The following is a 17,955-nucleotide window of genomic DNA, read 5'->3' as shown; positions in this document are numbered from 1 at the left end:
TTCAGTCCTATCTGCTCAACCATTTTTCACACAACCGTAGAACTAAAAAGTCCATGGTATTGCATAGTTTTAACGACAAGTAGACACACTAACCACCTTGCAAAGTTAGACATTGGTTTTGTTAGGAGGAAGCTTTATGAGGCCGGTGCGTAAGTTCTGTTTCTTTGTTGAGTGGGTGAGCCAAAGCATCTGAAATGAGAATGCGCTTTATTATTGTGTTTTCTGAACTAGTCTCGGCGCTTTTTTAGGAGGATTAGTTCTTTATGCATATTTATTTTTGCTTAAAAAAGTGTAGGCTTCGGGAAATTTTGCCATAGCGGTGTTTTGTCACAGGGTTTTAGTCTCTTTTGCTCAAAGTGGGTATTGACTGATTCATCCGATAGCCTCGGCATTACTTTTAAAGGGAGTAACAGACTGATGCGTGCAAATAAGTCTCGATATGGTAATATTTCAGGTCTATGATAATCCAGATTTTGGGCTGATTTTGGATACTAAGAAATGTTTTGCATTGACCTTGCTTGATGTGTCGGAAGTTTATATGTATTAAGACATAAAAATAGCAGGAACCAGTCAGGCTTTATAAGAAGTAACACCTAGGCTCTGGCTGATTTGTCACTTGCGATTAACAATCGCGCATGCTTTAATTGGTGATGCGAAATATTACACCATTAAAAACTGAAAGAAAAAACTATATTTTGGGAAAAAATAATGGCGCTAAGCTGTAAAACTATCATTGCTTCTACTGTATTTCTTGCAATGACTGGCTGCTCGATTGTTCCCGGCGGCCATTTTGAAGGAATAGACTCAAGTGAGCAGACTGCCAGTCTGCAAAGCGACCTTGAAAACATCAACATTCACTTAATTGATGCTCAACTCATCCAGGATTCAAAACGCTATCAGACTCAACAGAAAGAAGCTGCCATCCCGAGTATTGGCGGCATCGACGTTTCTGATTTTGAATATCGATTAGGTGTAGGTGATGTACTCACAATTGGCGTTTGGGACCACCCTGAATTAACTATCCCAGCTGCGGTTCAGCGTACCGCCGAGTTTGATGGTTTCCGTGTCCAAGCGGATGGTACGGTAACCTTTGCTTATGCACCGGAAATACCTGCAGCAGGTCGAACCGTGACTGAGTTACGTGCTGATTTAGTACAAAGATTAAGTCGCGTTATTGAAGATCCACAAATTGATGTAAAAGTCGTTGGTTTTAAGAGTCAAAGAGTTTATGTCACCGGTGAAGTTAATAAACCTAACGTATTTCCAATTACCGAAACTCCACTAACTTTGCTGGATGCTGTCAATCAGGCCGGAGGGCTTACAGACTCTGCCAATTGGGATCATGTCACATTTACTCGAGGTGAGAAATCTGAACGAATCAGTCTTGAACGATTTTATTCAGAGGGCGACATCTCTCAAAACCGCCTATTAAAGCATGGTGACGTGATACATGTCAGTCGTAATGACAAGCAAAATGTTTACGTATTGGGGGATGTAACAAAAGCCGGTAAAATTGGTATTAACCGCTATGGTTTGAGCTTGGCTGAGGCCTTAAGTGAAGTCGGTGGCGTTAATGAACGGACAGCAGATGCAAATGGAGTATTTGTCCTGCGTAAGCGAGACTTCGAAAAAGATGGAGTGATTGCTGATGTATACCAACTGCATGCGAGAAATATAGCGTCTTTGGTGCTTGCCGAGCAGTTTGAGCTCGAGCCTCAAGACATCGTTTATGTGACTAGCGCACCTCTTGCACGCTGGAACAAAGTTATCAGTCTCTTGTTGCCTTCACTTGCCACAGTGGATGCGCTTCAAGACATCGACAATCAATAGTGTGAAATTTCATGTTTGATAGTGTTTTGATCGTGTGTGCGGGCAATATTTGTCGTAGCCCCACCGCTGAATATGTATTAAAAAGCAAACTCTCTGAACGAGCGATAGAGGTGTCTTCTGCGGGCTTGACAGCATTAGTTGATAAGCCAGCGGATCAACTTGCTCAACAGCTAGCATCACAGCATGGCATTGATATGTCAGAGCATAGAGGACGTCAAATCAGCACCTCATTGGTGTCTCAAAATAGCGTTATATTAGTGATGGAGCAGCGTCACTTGGAAGATTTGTGTTCAAGGTATCCACAAGCTCGTGGTAAGACTTTTCTTTTAGGGAAGTGGTTAGGTGATAAAGAAATTCCGGATCCTTACCGACAAAGCCAAGAAGCATTTGAACATGTATACGAGTTAATCAATAGCGCGTGCAGTGCTTGGCATAAGTATTTATAAGGATGAAAGAGTCGATGAATGCTCAATCCAACCTATTAAGTGGTGCGCAGCAAAACCAAGCTGGGCAACAGACACAAGATATTGACTTAATATCGATTTTTGGTGCCTTGCTGGATCGCAAGTTCTTCATAGTTGTGATTACCACAATTTGTATGCTCATTGGTATCGCTGTTGCTGTTTTTAGCACTCCTGTTTATCAGGCCACAGCGATGATCCAGGTCGAGGAAAAAGGCGGAGCCGTTCCTGGGTTCGATGAGTTAGGTGGGATGTTTGAAACAACATCAGCAGCGGTGACAGAGATAGAGCTGTTGAAGTCGCGGAGTATTATTGGTGAAGCTGTTGATAGCCTCAAGTTAGATGTCGTCGTTGAACCAAAACTCTTCCCTGTGATAGGTGGACGTTCGTTTAGAAAGTTTACACCGACGAGTTCGAATGAACTAGCTGAACCAAGTTTTGGTGCCGAAAGCTACGCTTGGGGTGGTGAACAAATAGATATCTTTAAGTTCAAAGTGCCCAGAGCTGCGATTGATACAGAGTTTACGCTGCGTGTTGTTGATACAGATACTTTTGAACTGCTCAGTGAGGACGGCACCAGCGTTCTTCGAGGTAAAGTGGGTGAAGAGGTTGAAAGTGGCCAGTTTGCATTAACAATCAAAACACTGAATGCCAGACCAAATACCGAGTTTCTGCTGGTTAAGAGAGATCGTTTGAATACCATTCTTGATCTTCAAGCTGAAATTGGTGCAGGTGAAAAAGGCAAAGATTCGGGAATAATCAATCTGAACTTACAGAATGAAGATGCCGAATATGCCGAGTCGGTATTGAACAAGGTTGCATCCATATATGTTCGTCGCAATGTTGAACGTAGTAGTGCCGAGGCGCAGAAGTCACTTGAGTTTTTAGAATATCAATTACCTCAGGTGAAGAAGCAACTTGAAGCCGCTGAGCAACGCTTCAACGATTACCAAGTTAAGCAGCAGTCAGTTGATATCTCTTTGGAAACAGAAGGTGTCCTGAAACAGTTAGTTAAACTAGAAACTCAGCTGCAAGAGCTGGAACTCAAAAAGTTAGAACTAGGACGTAAGTTCAAGCAAAGTCACCCGAGTTATCAAGCAGCTATTCAGCAGATTGAAGCCGTTGAAAATCAAAAACGACGTTTGTCCGATCAGGTCCAGGTATTGCCTGAAACTCAACAAGAACTGCTAAGATTGACGCGTGACGTTGAAGTGAATAACGAGATATACACGTTATTACTTGCAAAAACGCAGGAACTTGACATCGTGCGCGCCGGGACAGTTGGTAATGTTAGGATTATTGATAGCGCTGAAGTCAATACTTCTAAGCCTGTAAAGCCAAAGAAAGCGTTGATTGTGATTTTAGCTACTTTAGTTGGCGGAATGCTGGCTGTCGCGATAGTACTTATCCAAAAAGCGATGCATAAAGGGATTGAAGACCCCAATGAAATAGAAGCCTTGGGTCTGCCGGTATATGCCAGCGTTCCTTATTCTGAGTATCAGGTTAAACTGACTGGTTTTGCAAAAGCGCGTAAGGGTAAAGTCGCTAAAGCTAAATCAATACTTGCTGTTGATAATCCAGCAGACTTATCAATTGAGGCACTTCGTAGCCTTCGTACAAGCTTGCATTTTGCCATGATGGAGGCAAAGAACAACGTTATCGCAATTTCAGGTCCAAGCCCTGGCGTTGGTAAATCGTTTATTTCCGTAAACCTGGCGACTGTATTGGCACAAAGTAACAAGAAAGTGTTAATCATTGACGCTGACATGCGTAAAGGTTACCTGCAAACGCAGTTTGGTATGCAGTGGGATAATGGACTCAGTGACTTTCTTGCTGGTCGAGTAACCCTGGAGCAAGCAACGAAGCAGAGCCAGGTACCTGGATTGGATGTAATCACACGTGGCCAAATACCACCTAATCCATCTGAGCTGTTAATGCATGCTAACTTCTCGAAGTTGGTTGAACTGGTCAGTGAAAAATATGATTTGGTTATTATCGATACACCACCTATTTTGGCTGTTACCGACCCTGCTATCGTAAGTGCACATGCAGGCTCAACATTGCTTGTAACTCGATTTGGTCAAAACCATGTCAAAGAGCTTGAGCTAACGCGCAACCGCTTTGAACAAAATGGCATTGACGTAAAGGGTGTTGTATTTAATGGTGTAGTCAAAAAAGCCAGCAATGCTTACGGCTATTATGGTTACTATAACTACGAATATAAATCGGATAAGTAACATATAAAGCCGTATTGATGTCAGTAAGGGGCTATGATGAGTATTGACTCAGAAACGGTACTAAACTGATGGTGGCTATCCTAAAACACCGGACTAAGTAAAACGGCAGCACTGATAAAAAGGTGCTGCTTGCAACATTATTACTAGGTAAAGCTAATCATGGTGATACATACCTTAGTATGGGCTGTATGAAAGTGATAAGTGTTGTGCTTTCTCGGTGCTTAGTAGTAAATAGTCTGGCGAAATACTGAGAGAGCTTTAATAAGATAGATTGCTTATTATATACGGAGCAAACAGCTGTCTGTGCATAACTGCGCAAAGAGCTATACATGAAATCAACGTATCAATTAAGAAATAAAGTGGCTACCGATCAACTCAGCTATACATCCACTATCGGTTAAGCCTGGTCTATAGATACTGTAAGTATGCATGATTTCTGCCGAATTTAAGAATCGTGAAGGAAGAGCAATGAGCAACCTATTCACCCCATGCCTACTTGGAAAAGTAGGGCTGGAAACTGACTTATTTGATGTCATCTCTGAAAATAATGAGGGTGCCTTCTGGCTAAGGCAACTCCGACAAAAACTTTTTGAAATTAAGTAGCTCTTGTGATTCGTTCAATTGGTATTGCCTTTATATTCACATTTTTGGGTAAAATTGTAGCTTTTCTGAGAATTCAACAGATGGCTAATGCATATCCAAATAGTTATTGGCTAGACGCATTTTTTCTTTCATTTTCTTTTACCACGTTTTTTGAAACTGTAGTAATTTCAGGTGCTGTATCCACTGTTTTCATACCAAAATATATTGCGAGAAAAACAGAGCTAAGGCAAACCGATTTCTTTAAAGAGATATACTTGTTCTTGATCTTTATTTTTTCAATTATTTCTCTTGGTATCTATTTATTTTCAGGCCATATATCATCCTTACTGGTTAGTGGTGACAATCCTGTCTTGGTGAGAAATACTCAGGTTCTACTTGAATTATTTTGCCTACTTCCTGTTTTATCAATATTGTTCCAATTGCCTACCCAGGGTAATCAGATTAACGAAAGGTTTAGTGTATCAACATTGAACCCAATAATACTGAATTCGTTTCAACTAGTTGCTATCTATTTCCTCGTTGAACTGGCGATCTCTGACGAGCTTGCTGTTTATCTATTTGCAACGATTTATCTGTTAACCATGCTGCTGTGTTACGGCTGTCAAAGATATTATTTCAACAATCGTTATAGTTTGCTTAGAAAGTGGCACTGGAAACGCAATATTAGTGTGCTGCTTGCGTTGCTTCCGCTAATTGCGTTCTTAAGCATCGAAGAGATTAATATATTAGTTGACCAGTATTTTGCTAGTGGCTTTGCTGAAGGTGGCGTTTCTAACCTTATGTACGCTAACAGGCTGGTGAAAATATTTGGAGCAATCTTTGTAGCTGCAATCTTGACAGTTTTCTACCCCAGAGTGTCTAGGCTAGTGTCTGATAATGATCTGGCTAAAGCGAACTTTATTACAAACAAGCTAATGTTGCTGATTGTGATGTTTAGCCTACCTATCTCGGTTTTGTTTTATTTTGAAGGGAATGGTGTTGCGGCTATTATTTACGGCTCTGATCTAGCACAAGATGTTGGTGGGATCTTAAGCGGTTATGCTTTTATGGTGGTCTTTTCATCAATCTATCTACTGCTGTTAAAGGTGATGTTCTCTTTAGGAAAATCCAACATTATCACTAGCTTTGGGGTATGCTTCTTGGTGCTCAATTATGCATTGAATTCAGTTTTTATTGAGTTTTTTGGGCTTCAAGGAGTTGCACTCTCCTCGACTGTGATTTCATTTATGCAATGCATACTATTAGTTATCGTTCTCAGTAGGCAAGGATTTAAGTTAGTGAGTATCGGAGATGCTAAAGTAATGTCACTCCATATCGTGATTTCGTTATGTTCTCTGTGGTTGATTAGCCTCATTGAAATTAACTTCATTGTTTCTTGCATTGTGTTTTTTATTGTTTATTACTTGTTGTCTTTTGCAACGAATAGACGCTTTTACTTAAGTTTAATTGAGTTGAAATAGTTATGTTCTTATTGGAAAATATACAGCTTCTTTCTGCTCTTGTTTTAATTGCAAGTTTCTTAGTCTACTTTACGACAGGTATAAATTTTATCTTTTCGATTGTAATGCTGCTGAATCCATATGTTGCGGCTTTACTTTGCTTCTCTAAAATATTTTTCAATTATTTTAATTTTAACAAGGTTAGTTTTAGTAGGAAAAACATAATATTTTTCCTGCTGATTATGTCTTTGCTTTTTATACCCTATTTCTTTTCAGTGTTTAATGCTAGGGCGATGACTCAACTGGTTCAGTTTTTAATATTGTCGTTTATCTTTATTGTTTTTATTATGTCTGGTAAGCCAATAATAAGAAACCCTTCACTACTTTTAAATAACCTACGTTATTCGTGTATAATTTTGTGTCTTCTCAAGGTCGTAAGTATATTTTTAGGTGTCGACGACTTTTACATGTTTGGTAAAAATGAAGATGCTATGCTTATTGTGCTTGCCGGTCTGGGTAGTTCACTCTATTTCTATCTGAGAAATAAGTCTTATAGTATTATTTTTGATTTTATAATTTACATGTATGCGATTAGTTTGTATGAGTCGAGGAGTGCACTCTTCTTTATAATTGTAACGCCTTTTATTGTTATATTTGGGTCGGTATTTAAGGATAAAGAACGCATTTTGAATAAGATTTACTTAATTTCTTTTTTCTTGATTTTCTTTGTTATTAGTTTTTTTAGTATAGATTACGTTATATCTGCATTTGGCCTTGACCAAACAAACAACTATTCAAACTTGGAAAGGTTGGGTATGTATATATTTACATATGATTTTATTTTCTCAGGAAATTATTTGGGTCTTGGGATTGGTAACCTAGATTTGGCAATGGAATCCATGTATGTAAATAAGTATATATTGGATGTTTATCCACATCCTCACTCAAGCTTTCTAAGGTTTACACTTGAACTTGGTTTGCTCGGTGTCGCAGCTTATAGCTTCTTTTTAATTTATTTGTTAAAGATCTCTTTTAATATATTGGCTATAGATAAATGCATTGGCACTCTATTGCTGTTCTTCTCTTCGTCGATATTTTATTTTTCATTGTTCGATTCGATATTTTATTCGTTTTTTAGAGGGATAGTGTGCTTACTTGTCTTGTGTGCATTTGTTTCTCTGAAATATGAAAAGAATTAATACTTGTAGGTAGTTATGTGCGGGATATTTGGTTTATACAGTAAAAGTAGTTCTATCAGCCAGGCCACGGAAGAAAAAGTATCTGAACACTTTTTCCAGGCTTTACACCATCGCGGCCCAGACTCTAACGGCTTATTTATTTCTTCTGACCGAAAGTCACTACTGGGGCACTTGAGACTAAGTATTGTGGATGTCGAGTCGGGCATCCAACCAATGAAAAGTGATATTAGTGACACAATCGTTTTTAATGGAGAGATCTATAACCACAATGAACTAAGAGCAAGTCATGACTACAACTTTTCTAATCACAGCGATACCGAAGTGATTTTATCAGGATATAAAGTCAGTGGTGAAAAGTCCTTTAATGACTTAAATGGAATGTATGCGTTTGCTATACATTCTGAGCGTGATAATTCTTTGACTTTAGCGGTTGACCCATTGGGTATCAAGTCATTGTATCTTTATGAAGATGATGAATTGATTATTTTCAGCTCTGAGTTAACAGCGTTAGCGCAGTACATTCACGCTATGGATCCCGAGCTGTTGGAGGTTGACGATAGTGCAACATATGGCTTCCTACAACAAGGTATGTTTTTAGAGCAAACGACACCTTTTAAGAATATTAGGAAGCTTAAGGACGGCTCCTGGATTAGGTTATCAAGCGAGAAATCTCAGGGTAGCATTGTCTATAACTCCACTTTCTCTGAAAAAGATAGCCTTAAAGATGTTGTTGAGTCTTCAGTCGAAAGGCAGTTACATGCAGATGTTGATGTGTGTTTATTCTTAAGTGGAGGGATAGACTCATCCTTGGTTGCCAGTATAGTCAGCAAAACGAAGAAAATTAAAGCATTTTGCCTGGCGTTTGATGAAGGCGATATCGACGAAAGCTCTCAAGCTAAACTCGTTGCTGAGGATTTAGGTATTGATCTTGAAATCGTGAAGATTGATCCTGAGAACTTGGAGAGCTTATTTGAAGAAGCTTTACTGTCGTTGGATGAGCCAATTAGTGATTTCGCGACCATTCCTTTATTAGCACTGAGTAGGAAGGCAAGTGATTCTTATAAAGTATGCTTGTTAGGTGACGGAGGCGATGAACTTTTTTATGGTTACACACATCATAAGTATTGGAACCATAAGTTGCTGTCGGAAAAACTCCTACCAAAGTTAGTGTTTAAGTCAGGTTTATACAGTAATTTGGTTAGGTTTTTTGAAAGCAGTAAAAGTAATTTTTCTAAGAAAGTAGCAACTTTTCTTAAACTGGCTTATCCGGATGGGATTAGTTATGGTCCATTTACGCACTATGATAATTATCTAAAAGATAACTTATATACTCAACAAAGCCTGTCGAGTGTATCGCAGCTTCATGGTTTTGAATTAAGAAATTTCCTTTCCAGAAAGTTATTACAGAAAAGCGATCGGATTACGATGGCTGCAAGTATGGAAGGGCGTGTGCCACTATTAGACTTAGAATTGTACAACTTTTCTAGAATGTTTTATAATCCCGAAAACTGCATCGAAAAAGGTGCGGGCAAAACCCCTCTAAGGGAGTTGCTTTCTGATTACATATCTAATGAAGTGTATAAAAATAAAAAGCAGGGCTTTAGAGTACCATTGTCTAGTTGGTGTTCTAGTGATTTTGGCTCTAAGGTAAGAAAGCACTTACTCTCTTGTCAGTTTATCAGCAAGTTTATTAGTAAAGAAAGCTTATCGAATCTTTTTAAAGAGTTTGATAGTGGCAATGAGTCGCATTCAGTGAGAATATTTACCTTGTATTCTTACTCGGTATTTATGAATAATATAATCAAATAATGAGGATGTATGAACGTATTGCATATGAGATCCGAGTACTTAGATAATGGTCCAGGTACTCAACCTCTAAAAATCGCACTCCAATTCCGAGAAAGAGGTTATGAGTCTTATTTTGCCGGCGCTAAGGGGTATATGGATGATATAATAAAGGAAAATGGATTTGAATTTATTGAGGTGCCTAGTTTAGCTAGATTAGAACGCGGTATTGGATCCTTTTTTAAGTCTGTTAGCCACATAAAGAATATTATTAAGGATAATAATATAAATGTTGTTCATACACACAATGGAGCATGTAGTTTTATTGCATACTTTGCTTCATTATTAGCTGGTCGAAAAGTCACTATTGTGAGAAGTGTGAGAGGAATTGAGCTAAGACCTTCGCATCAATATAGAAACTGGATATATAAGATCTACCCAGCTAAGCTTCTCGCAGTTTGCGAATTTGCGAGAAAAGAACTGATTAGAGTCGGTGCAGATCCTAAGAAAATCAGTGTTACTTTCAATGGTGCCGATCTAAATATTTTTGATAAGAATTCACTGTCAAAAGAAAAGGTCAGAGCCGAATACAACATTAAACCTTCTGACTTTTTAATAGGCCATGTTGGTGCGTTTTCCGGTTGGAAGGGACAAGACGTGCTAGTCAGAGTACTAGCTAAGCTGCTTGAAAAAGACAGTAAATATAAGTTGATGTTAGTTGGGCATGGAGCAGATTTTGAGCGTGTGCAAGCACTTGCAGATGAGTTAAATGTTGCGGAACATGTGGTTTTTGTAGGACGAGTAATGAAGTCGGAAACATATCATATGGCTTTCGATCTTTACACACAACCTTCAGTCAAAGGCGAGCTTTTCCCAAATGCAATTGTTGAAGCAATGGCCTTAGGAAAAACCTGGATTGGTAGTGATATCAGTGGTCTGAAAGAGCTGACCAACGACGGAAAAGCGGGGAAAGTGTTCGAGCCTAATGATATAGATTCACTGGTGTCAGAAATCGAATATTTGTCAAATAACCCCTCTATGATGAGAGAAAGAGAAAGTAACGCGTATAACTTCGTGTTAGAGCAACTTACCTCAGAAAAAGTGTGTGACAGAATAGAAAAGGCTTATAGGGAAGATGGATAATAGTTTTAAATATTTGATGATAACAAACAATCCTGTTATCGCAGCTGGGTTAGATACTTGTGGTGTTGATCGGATTTTTGTCGATCTTGAGATCAACGGCAAAAATGCCAGGCAAGGCCATCTTGATACGGTTATCAGTCATCATTCTCTTGCAGATGTTTCTGCGGTCAAGGCAGCATTGAAGAACTCTGAACTTTTGGTGAGAATAAATCCTTACTTCAGTGGTTCTGCTGAAGAAATCGAGGAAGTGATTAACCGTGGCGCTGATATCATCATGCTGCCAATGTTTAAGTCAATGTCGGAAATTGAAAGTGTTGGTAAGTTGATTGCTGGGCGAGCGAAGTTTATCCCATTGGTTGAGACCATTGATGCCTCGAATATTTTGCAAGAACTCGATGACTGTGAATATGTAGATGAGGTCCATATTGGATTGAATGACCTGCATTTAGAGATGGGCTTAAAGTTCATGTTTCAGTTGCTTGAAAGTGGATATCTGGAGCAACGGCTTGCCGGGTTTAAGAAGCCATTTGGTATCGGTGGAATTGCAAGGGTAGGATCCGGGGAAGTTGACGGAGAACTGGTTATGGCTGAGCATGTTAGACTGGGGTCTCGCGGTGTAATTCTTTCCAGAGCATTTCATCAGCAGATTTCACTGGGAACTGATGGGGAACTATGCCTTGATAAATTTAGTGAAGAGTTTAAGGCACTGAATGCAGCCAGAGACAAGCTGTTGTCCAGTGATAAGACAAGTTTGAATCAGCTCCACGACACTTTTTGTCGTAACGTTCGAGCAATTGTGGGCTAGGTGGAAAAGTGAAAAGATTATTCGATTTAGTTTCTTCCTTAATTGGCCTTGTACTTTTATTCCCTGTATTCATTATTACGGCGGTTCTCATCAAAAAAGACGGTGGTTCTGCGTTCTATTTACAGGACAGGGTCGGATTAAATGGTAAGACGTTTAAGTTGTACAAATTTCGTTCTATGGTTGCGAACGCAGATAAGATAGGTGGTTACTCAACCCAAGTAGGGGATCCCCGCATTACTAAAATTGGCAAGTTTATTAGACGAACCAGTATTGATGAACTGCCTCAGTTACTAAATGTGCTTAAAGGAGATATGAGTGTTGTTGGGCCGAGACCAAATGTCCCACAACAGGTCAAGGAGTATACAGCCGAGGACTGGCAGCTAAGAAATTCAGTAAAACCTGGTATAACCGGGTTGGCACAGGTCATGTACAGATCAAGCGCAACGATGCAACAAAGGCTAGAGCTAGATCTAGATTACGCAAAGCGTTCTAATTTGATTTTGGATATCAAATTGGTTCTGTTAACAGTTAAACAAGTTATTGTAAAAGGCGGATATTGAGTATGTGCGGTATCTTTGGGCACTACAGCTTCTCAAATGTAGAATATTCAGAGCATCAAATTGAGTCTATGGGGCAAGCCATCTCACATCGAGGTCCAGATGGCCAGGGAATCTACTTTACCCCTAAATTATCATTGGGTAACCAAAGGCTTGCGATCCTAGATATTGAGCATGGTCAGCAGCCTTTTGTTTCTGACTGTGGCAATATCGTTGTTGTTCAAAATGGTGAAATCTTTAACCACGTAGAGTTGGCCGATGAATTAAGCGAGCAGGGCTTTGAGTGTAAAACTCACTGCGATACTGAAGTTATTTTACGACTTTATGAGCGTGATGGGATAGACGGCATTTCCAAGCTCAATGGTATGTTCGCCATTTCTATTTTTGATAAAAATAAAAATACAATGTATTTAATTAGAGATAGGGTGGGTGAAAAGCCGTTGCACTATTTCTATGATGGCAACAGTTTAGTATTCTCGTCTGAAATTAAATCGATACTGAAGGTTATTGATAAACCGCCTGTTTGCTCACAAGCAATTGAGGAATTCTTCTCGTTTAACTATATTCCGCAGCCCAGAACTATCTTCGAAAACATATTCCATGTTGAAACCGGTTCTTACCTAGAAATAAACGAGCAAGGCATTTCTTCGAAGAAGTGGTGGGATTTGAGTAAAGTAGAAACTCAAAACAAAACAGAGCAAGAGTGGATCTCTGAGTTTAACACCATTCTTGATGATGCTGTTCGGATCAGATTACGTGCAGACGTACCTTTCGGTGCGTTTTTGTCCGGCGGGGTTGACTCAAGTAGTGTTGTTGGCCTGATGGCAAAGCACCTTAGTGAGCCTGTAAAAACCTATAGTATTGGTTTTGATGATAAAAAGTACGATGAGTCTCCGTATGCAGAGGAGGCGGCAGTTCGTTTCTCTACAGAGCATCATTTGAAGAAAGTAGATCCTAATATGTTGGATCTGTGGGAAAAGGTACTTTATCACTGTGACCAACCTCATGGTGACGTATCATTTATGCCTACATATAAGGTGGCAGAAATGGCTGCCGCTGATGTGAAAATGGTGCTGACGGGTGATGGTGCCGATGAACTGTTTGCTGGCTATGATAAATACCTGCACTTCTTTAAAGACAATAGAGCACATAATTTCGATGCTGATTATCACAAACAGCTGACGTTATTTCCGAAAGACAAACTAGATCAGTTACTGACTGACGAGTATAGATCTAATTTGCGTTCAGAAGTTGTAAAAGAGAGGCTTGAGCCGCTGCTTTCTGACGTACAGCATATGGATGATATTAATAAGGCACTTTATATTGATACTCAGCTACTTCTTTCTGGTAATAACCTGGTGAAACCAGACAGAACGGGTATGGCTGTTTCAATTGAAAATCGCGCCCCGTTTTTGGACTATAGATTGATTGAGCTTGCTTTTAGCATGCCTGGTGAGCTCAAGCTCAGAAACTCCGAAACAAAGTACATCTACAAGAAAGCGGTCGAAGACCTGATAGGAACGGACCTGGCGTACAGGAAGAAACAAATGTTTACGGTGCCTATCGGTGATTGGTTTAAAACGACATTGAAAGACCTGTGTGTAGATTTGTTAATTAGTCCAAGAACGCAAGCTCGTGGTTTCTTTAACTATGACTTTGTCGCGCGTTTGTTTGAAGACCATGTGAATGACCGGGAAAACAACACACGAGAAATAAGGGCGTTGATGGCGTTTGAACTGTGGTGTAGAAGGTTCTTAGACTAATGAAAAAAAAGATATTATTGGTGTGTTATGGCGGAGGCCACGTCAAGATTATAAAGCATTTGTACCCTACATTAACAAATGATTTTGATGTTGCGATTTTAGCCTTCACCAGCGCGCGAGAATATCTCAAGGAGGAAGGGATTCCTTTCCTCTCATATTCTGACTTTCCTGAGCTTATCGGTTCTGAAGCCGCTAGATTGGGGAAGGAACTGTCTGCAAACATGAATGCTTTAGATCTAGATGAAACGATTGCCTATATGGGCGTGAATTTTCAAGAGTTGCTCATGGAGCATGGCGACGCTAAAGGCAGAGAGAAATACCAACAAGAAGGTAGAGGGTGTTTTTTTCCGACAAGATTCATGGGAGGGGTGTTCGATGTGATCAAGCCGGACTTGGTTGTTGCAACAAACTCTCCACGGTCGGAAAGAGCCGCACTTTTTGTTGCAAAACAACGCGGTATTCCTTCGGTCTGTGTCGCTGACAACTTGTGGATTGGTGGGGGGGTCTTAGATGTTGCCAAACAACAAGTTGCATCTAAGATCTGCGTAATTAATGAAGCGATGAAAAAAGAGCTTGTCGATGCCAGTGCATTTTCGGAGCAAGACGTGGTCGTCACTGGCTCTCCAGTTTTTGACTCACTGAAGCTCAGAAAGGCGGAGTGGCAGAACAACAAACGCAATAGAAGTACAGTCAACATATTGTATGCTGATGTGCCGCTTCCGGCTTCACATCCAAAGTTTCCAGAGGTTACAGCTGATCCTGAGCTTGAACATGATGTCAGGAAAGTGCTCAATCAATTGGCTGGCAAAGAGTCAATCTCTATGACCTTCAGAGGCCATCCTAACTTTAATATTGATTATTCAGAATGTTCAAATGTTAAAGTGTCACCGCCGAGTGAAGATTTGCATGAATTGCTTATGCATACTGATATTGTCATCACAGCAGTGAGTACAGTTGGTCTGGAGGGGGTTCTACTGGGTGCTCAATTGATTACCCTAGAGAACACCGTTTATCGCGTCGTTGCATCTTACGAGAAGCTCGCAATGTCAGTTGGGGTGCAAACAGCGGATGAATTGCCTGCGGCACTTGATGAGGTATTAAAATCTGCAGAACAAGTTTCTTCGCTCGATATTTATGAAGGAAAAGCGACGGATAATATTAAGCGTATTTGCCACTCACTGTTAAGCAATTGAGTGTAGTTGGCTAGCTTATGAGTCCTAGACTAGTGCTGAGCTGTCAAATAGCTTTGCACTAGTGCTAGAGCGGGTTCCGCGCTCAGCATGCAATAACCGGATGCTTCGGTTGTTACATGCAATTGCTGTGTTGTATCTATGATAGATAACACCATGAAATAATGGAATTTTAAAAGGGTGAATGCGAAGGCGGGAATGTGGTATCATACATAATGATGAAGGCGTTCGTAGCATAGCATTTATTACCACTTAGGTAGAGGGCTATTGGCATAATCTTGCTATGTAGCTTAACTCGTAAGCGTTATCATCTGTAGATGATTGCGTCCAAACAGACTGGGATGTCGAAATAAATTGTGGCGAACAGGGAGCAAGTGCCATGCTAAATGATCATAAGCTGATAACCTGTCTTAAATCTGTCAAAAAACTGCTTCAGAATTGTTGTTGGTTCCAGTGTGCTGTATTGCTAATGGCGAACACGATTCCTGGAAACATTACAGACTTAAAACCAAGTACTTGATTTAGGTATTTGGGGCAACTTGTACATCAACCAAATTGGTGTACTTATAGGTAAGTAGTTTTTCGTGATGGGATGGTTTTTGAACAGAAAATCGCAATAATTCGGCGCTTTTGATAAACCAAATTTTTGACCTGCTGGGTGCGACTATAAGGTCAACGTAAAATTGTCAGTTTGCGTGACTAGATAGGTAGTGCCAGAAGGTACTTAGCCAGAGTGGTTTTTGGCTTATTTATGATAATGTTGACTATAATAGCTGGCAGGAAAGTGTGTAGCAATTCGAAGATACTTTCCATGGCAAAGCCGGCAAAAGATGTAGTACAACGGTTATATGGGGTTGTGAAAGCAATTTTGTTAAAGTATTTGCACGACCATTATGAACAAATCTAAAATGACAGATGTTAGATAATTGTGTATACCTGTTGTTTGTATCTCAATCACTGTTGTGATTGAACTTCGTTAGCTCAAGGATTTACAGTGGATAGTTGGTTCCGTTCTCTTCTTAATGCATCTCGCTCAAAAAAGCGTGCGCTCACACTTCTATTAGACTCCGTTTTTATTTTCAGTGCATTTTGGCTGGCTCTTGTCGTCAGGCTTGATAGTTTTTCGCCTTTTTTTGCAATGGAAAACTGGTTGTTGCTGAGTTTGTTACTGCCCGTGAGTTTGTTCGCGTTTATTAATGTTGGCTTGTATCGTGCTGTGCTGCGTTATGTCGGCGCACATGCTGTCGGCGCGGTGATAGTTGGGACTGTGATAAGTACCGTCGCGCTGGTGATGGCATCATTCTTCACCCATGTGACCATTCCCCGCACCATGCCATTGATCTATGCCTGGTTATTAATTCTGTCTGTGGGCGGTTCACGCATTGCGGTGCGTGCGATGGTGAGCCGTTTGGCGACCGTCAATAAAACACCGGTTGTGGTTTATGGCGCAGGCTCGGCAGGGCGGCAGTTAGCTCCGGCAATCGCGGCGGGTGAAGAGTATTATGTCAGTGCATTTATAGATGATGACCCGTCTAAACATGGTGCCATCTTGCAAGGGATCCCGGTGATTGCTTTTGAGGGGATTTTCAGTTTAATTGAACGTAACAGGGTCAAAAAAATCTTACTGGCTATGCCTAGCGAATCTCGTTCACGGCGCAAAGAGATCCTGGCGCAACTGGAAAACTTGCCTGTGGAGGTGATGACCATTCCGGGTATGGTCGACATTGTAGAAGGCCGGGCAACATTAGAAGAAATAAAAGATGTTGAAATAGAAGATCTACTGGGTCGCGATCCGGTATCGCCTAAACAGGATCTGCTGGACGCAAATATTAAAGGCAAGTCGGTGATGGTGACAGGCGCCGGTGGGTCAATTGGCTCTGAGCTATGCCGCCAAATCATAAAACAATCGCCGGCCAAGTTGGTATTATTTGAGTTAACCGAGTTTGCTTTATATTCGATAGAAAAAGAACTGAGCGAAGCGATAAAATCAAAAGGGTTAGAGATAGAGTTGATCCCAATAATGGGGTCTGTGCAGCACATAAACAGGTTAGAGACCTGTATGATTTCCTTTGGTGTGCAAACGGTATATCACGCAGCGGCTTATAAGCATGTTCCATTGGTGGAACACAATGTTGTTGAAGGGGTGCGTAACAATGTATTTGGTACCTATTATTCTGCACGCGCAGCCATAAATGCCAACGTAGAAACCTTTGTACTGGTGAGCACAGACAAAGCGGTCAGGCCCACGAATGTGATGGGGACGACGAAGCGAATGGCTGAGCTATGCTTACAAGGGCTTGCACAAGATAAAGAGCGAGGAAAACATAGAACACGCTTTTGTATGGTGCGTTTTGGCAACGTACTGGGCTCATCCGGTTCAGTGGTCCCGTTGTTTCGCAGACAGATAAAAGAAGGTGGGCCAATCACACTGACGCACCCGGATATCACACGCTTCTTCATGACCATACCAGAGGCTGCGCAACTCGTTATTCAGGCAGGCGCTATGGGTAAGGGGGGCGATGTGTTTGTGCTTGATATGGGGGAGTCGGTTAAGATCAAAGATTTGGCAACGAAGATGGTGCATTTGTCGGGTCTGGAAGTTAAAAGCGACGCGAATCCGCATGGAGATATTCAGATAATGTGTACAGGGCTGCGTCCGGGAGAAAAGCTGTACGAAGAGTTACTGATTGGTGAAAATGTAGAAGAGACTTCCCATGAGCGGATAATGACAGCAAAAGAAGTGATGCTGCCATTAGAAGAGTTAAAAGTATTTTTGGATGCATTGGATATTGCTTGTCACAACTTTGAGCATGAGCAAATTCGTCAGTTACTGCTGGATGCACCTACGGGATTCAACCCAACAGATGGAATTTGTGATTTGGTATGGAATGCCAAAATAGAAGCGAGCGAGAGCAAGGTTATCAGTTTTAAATAGTTAGCTCA

The 17,955-nt window shown here is 40.7% G+C and carries 12 protein-coding genes; all 12 read left to right on the top strand.

Features of this window, described 5'->3' with window-relative positions; translation table 11 throughout:
- Positions 1–708 precede the first annotated feature (708 nt).
- The 12 genes from IY568_RS18725 to IY568_RS18670 all read left to right on the top strand — a co-directional run bounded on the left by IY568_RS18725 (position 709) and on the right by IY568_RS18670 (position 17,947).
- Positions 709–1,830 (top strand): polysaccharide export protein, encoded by a 1,122-nt coding sequence (locus IY568_RS18725; protein WP_125558987.1) that lies wholly within the window; start codon positions 709–711, stop codon positions 1,828–1,830.
- Positions 1,831–1,841: 11 nt separating this feature from the next.
- Positions 1,842–2,276, top strand: a complete 435-nt coding sequence (locus tag IY568_RS18720; protein ID WP_125558989.1) for a low molecular weight protein-tyrosine-phosphatase — start codon at positions 1,842–1,844, stop codon at positions 2,274–2,276.
- A gap of 14 nt (positions 2,277–2,290) precedes the next feature.
- Complete coding sequence (locus tag IY568_RS18715) at positions 2,291–4,528, top strand: polysaccharide biosynthesis tyrosine autokinase (protein WP_125558991.1); 2,238 nt, start codon at positions 2,291–2,293, stop codon at positions 4,526–4,528.
- Positions 4,529–5,136: 608 nt separating this feature from the next.
- Positions 5,137–6,591 (top strand): murein biosynthesis integral membrane protein MurJ, encoded by a 1,455-nt coding sequence (gene murJ / locus IY568_RS18710; protein ID WP_194868377.1) that lies wholly within the window; start codon positions 5,137–5,139, stop codon positions 6,589–6,591.
- A 2-nt stretch (positions 6,592–6,593) separates the two neighbouring features.
- A complete protein-coding gene (locus IY568_RS25450; protein WP_416365173.1) occupies positions 6,594–7,769 on the top strand; it encodes an O-antigen ligase family protein in 1,176 nt (391 codons plus the stop codon).
- A gap of 15 nt (positions 7,770–7,784) precedes the next feature.
- On the top strand, positions 7,785–9,578 hold the full coding sequence (gene asnB, locus IY568_RS18700) for an asparagine synthase (glutamine-hydrolyzing) (protein ID WP_125558995.1): 1,794 nt from the start codon (positions 7,785–7,787) through the stop codon (positions 9,576–9,578).
- 9 nt (positions 9,579–9,587) lie between these two features.
- The gene (locus tag IY568_RS18695) at positions 9,588–10,697 is read left to right on the top strand and encodes a glycosyltransferase family 4 protein (RefSeq protein WP_125558997.1); all 1,110 of its coding nucleotides are present in this window, start codon (positions 9,588–9,590) and stop codon (positions 10,695–10,697) included.
- Positions 10,690–11,502 (top strand): aldolase/citrate lyase family protein, encoded by an 813-nt coding sequence (locus IY568_RS18690; protein ID WP_125558999.1) that lies wholly within the window; start codon positions 10,690–10,692, stop codon positions 11,500–11,502. Before IY568_RS18695 ends, IY568_RS18690 begins: the two co-directional genes overlap by 8 nt.
- Before the next feature lie 8 nt (positions 11,503–11,510).
- Positions 11,511–12,062 (top strand): sugar transferase, encoded by a 552-nt coding sequence (locus IY568_RS18685; RefSeq protein WP_125559001.1) that lies wholly within the window; start codon positions 11,511–11,513, stop codon positions 12,060–12,062.
- A gap of 2 nt (positions 12,063–12,064) precedes the next feature.
- On the top strand, positions 12,065–13,822 hold the full coding sequence (asnB, locus tag IY568_RS18680; RefSeq protein ID WP_125559003.1) for an asparagine synthase (glutamine-hydrolyzing): 1,758 nt from the start codon (positions 12,065–12,067) through the stop codon (positions 13,820–13,822).
- Positions 13,822–15,015 carry a UDP-N-acetylglucosamine 2-epimerase gene (locus tag IY568_RS18675; RefSeq protein ID WP_138536062.1) on the top strand — a complete coding sequence of 398 codons (1,194 nt, stop codon included), beginning with the start codon at positions 13,822–13,824 and terminating at the stop codon, positions 15,013–15,015. The genes asnB (IY568_RS18680) and IY568_RS18675 overlap by 1 nt, the downstream gene beginning before the upstream one ends.
- A gap of 991 nt (positions 15,016–16,006) precedes the next feature.
- Positions 16,007–17,947, top strand: a complete 1,941-nt coding sequence (locus IY568_RS18670) for a polysaccharide biosynthesis protein (RefSeq protein WP_125559007.1) — start codon at positions 16,007–16,009, stop codon at positions 17,945–17,947.
- Positions 17,948–17,955 lie beyond the last annotated feature (8 nt).

The organism is Pseudoalteromonas sp. PPB1 (genome assembly GCF_015356275.1).
Taxonomy (GTDB): Bacteria; Pseudomonadota; Gammaproteobacteria; order Enterobacterales; family Alteromonadaceae; genus Pseudoalteromonas; species Pseudoalteromonas rubra_D.
Note: the sequence above shows the minus strand (reverse complement) of the source record. Positions and strands in the feature narration are given on the sequence as shown.

Bases quoted from the DNA above. Each gene is read 5' to 3' on its own strand.
- IY568_RS18725 (WP_125558987.1), top strand. From the start codon at position 709: ATGGCGCTAAGCTGTAAAACTATCATTGCTTCTACTGTATTTCTTGCA.
- IY568_RS18720 (WP_125558989.1), top strand. From the start codon at position 1,842: ATGTTTGATAGTGTTTTGATCGTGTGTGCGGGCAATATTTGTCGTAGC.
- IY568_RS18715 (WP_125558991.1), top strand. From the start codon at position 2,291: ATGAATGCTCAATCCAACCTATTAAGTGGTGCGCAGCAAAACCAAGCT.
- IY568_RS25450 (WP_416365173.1), top strand. From the start codon at position 6,594: ATGTTCTTATTGGAAAATATACAGCTTCTTTCTGCTCTTGTTTTAATT.
- asnB (WP_125558995.1), top strand. From the start codon at position 7,785: ATGTGCGGGATATTTGGTTTATACAGTAAAAGTAGTTCTATCAGCCAG.
- IY568_RS18695 (WP_125558997.1), top strand. From the start codon at position 9,588: ATGAACGTATTGCATATGAGATCCGAGTACTTAGATAATGGTCCAGGT.
- IY568_RS18690 (WP_125558999.1), top strand. From the start codon at position 10,690: ATGGATAATAGTTTTAAATATTTGATGATAACAAACAATCCTGTTATC.
- asnB (WP_125559003.1), top strand. From the start codon at position 12,065: ATGTGCGGTATCTTTGGGCACTACAGCTTCTCAAATGTAGAATATTCA.
- IY568_RS18675 (WP_138536062.1), top strand. From the start codon at position 13,822: ATGAAAAAAAAGATATTATTGGTGTGTTATGGCGGAGGCCACGTCAAG.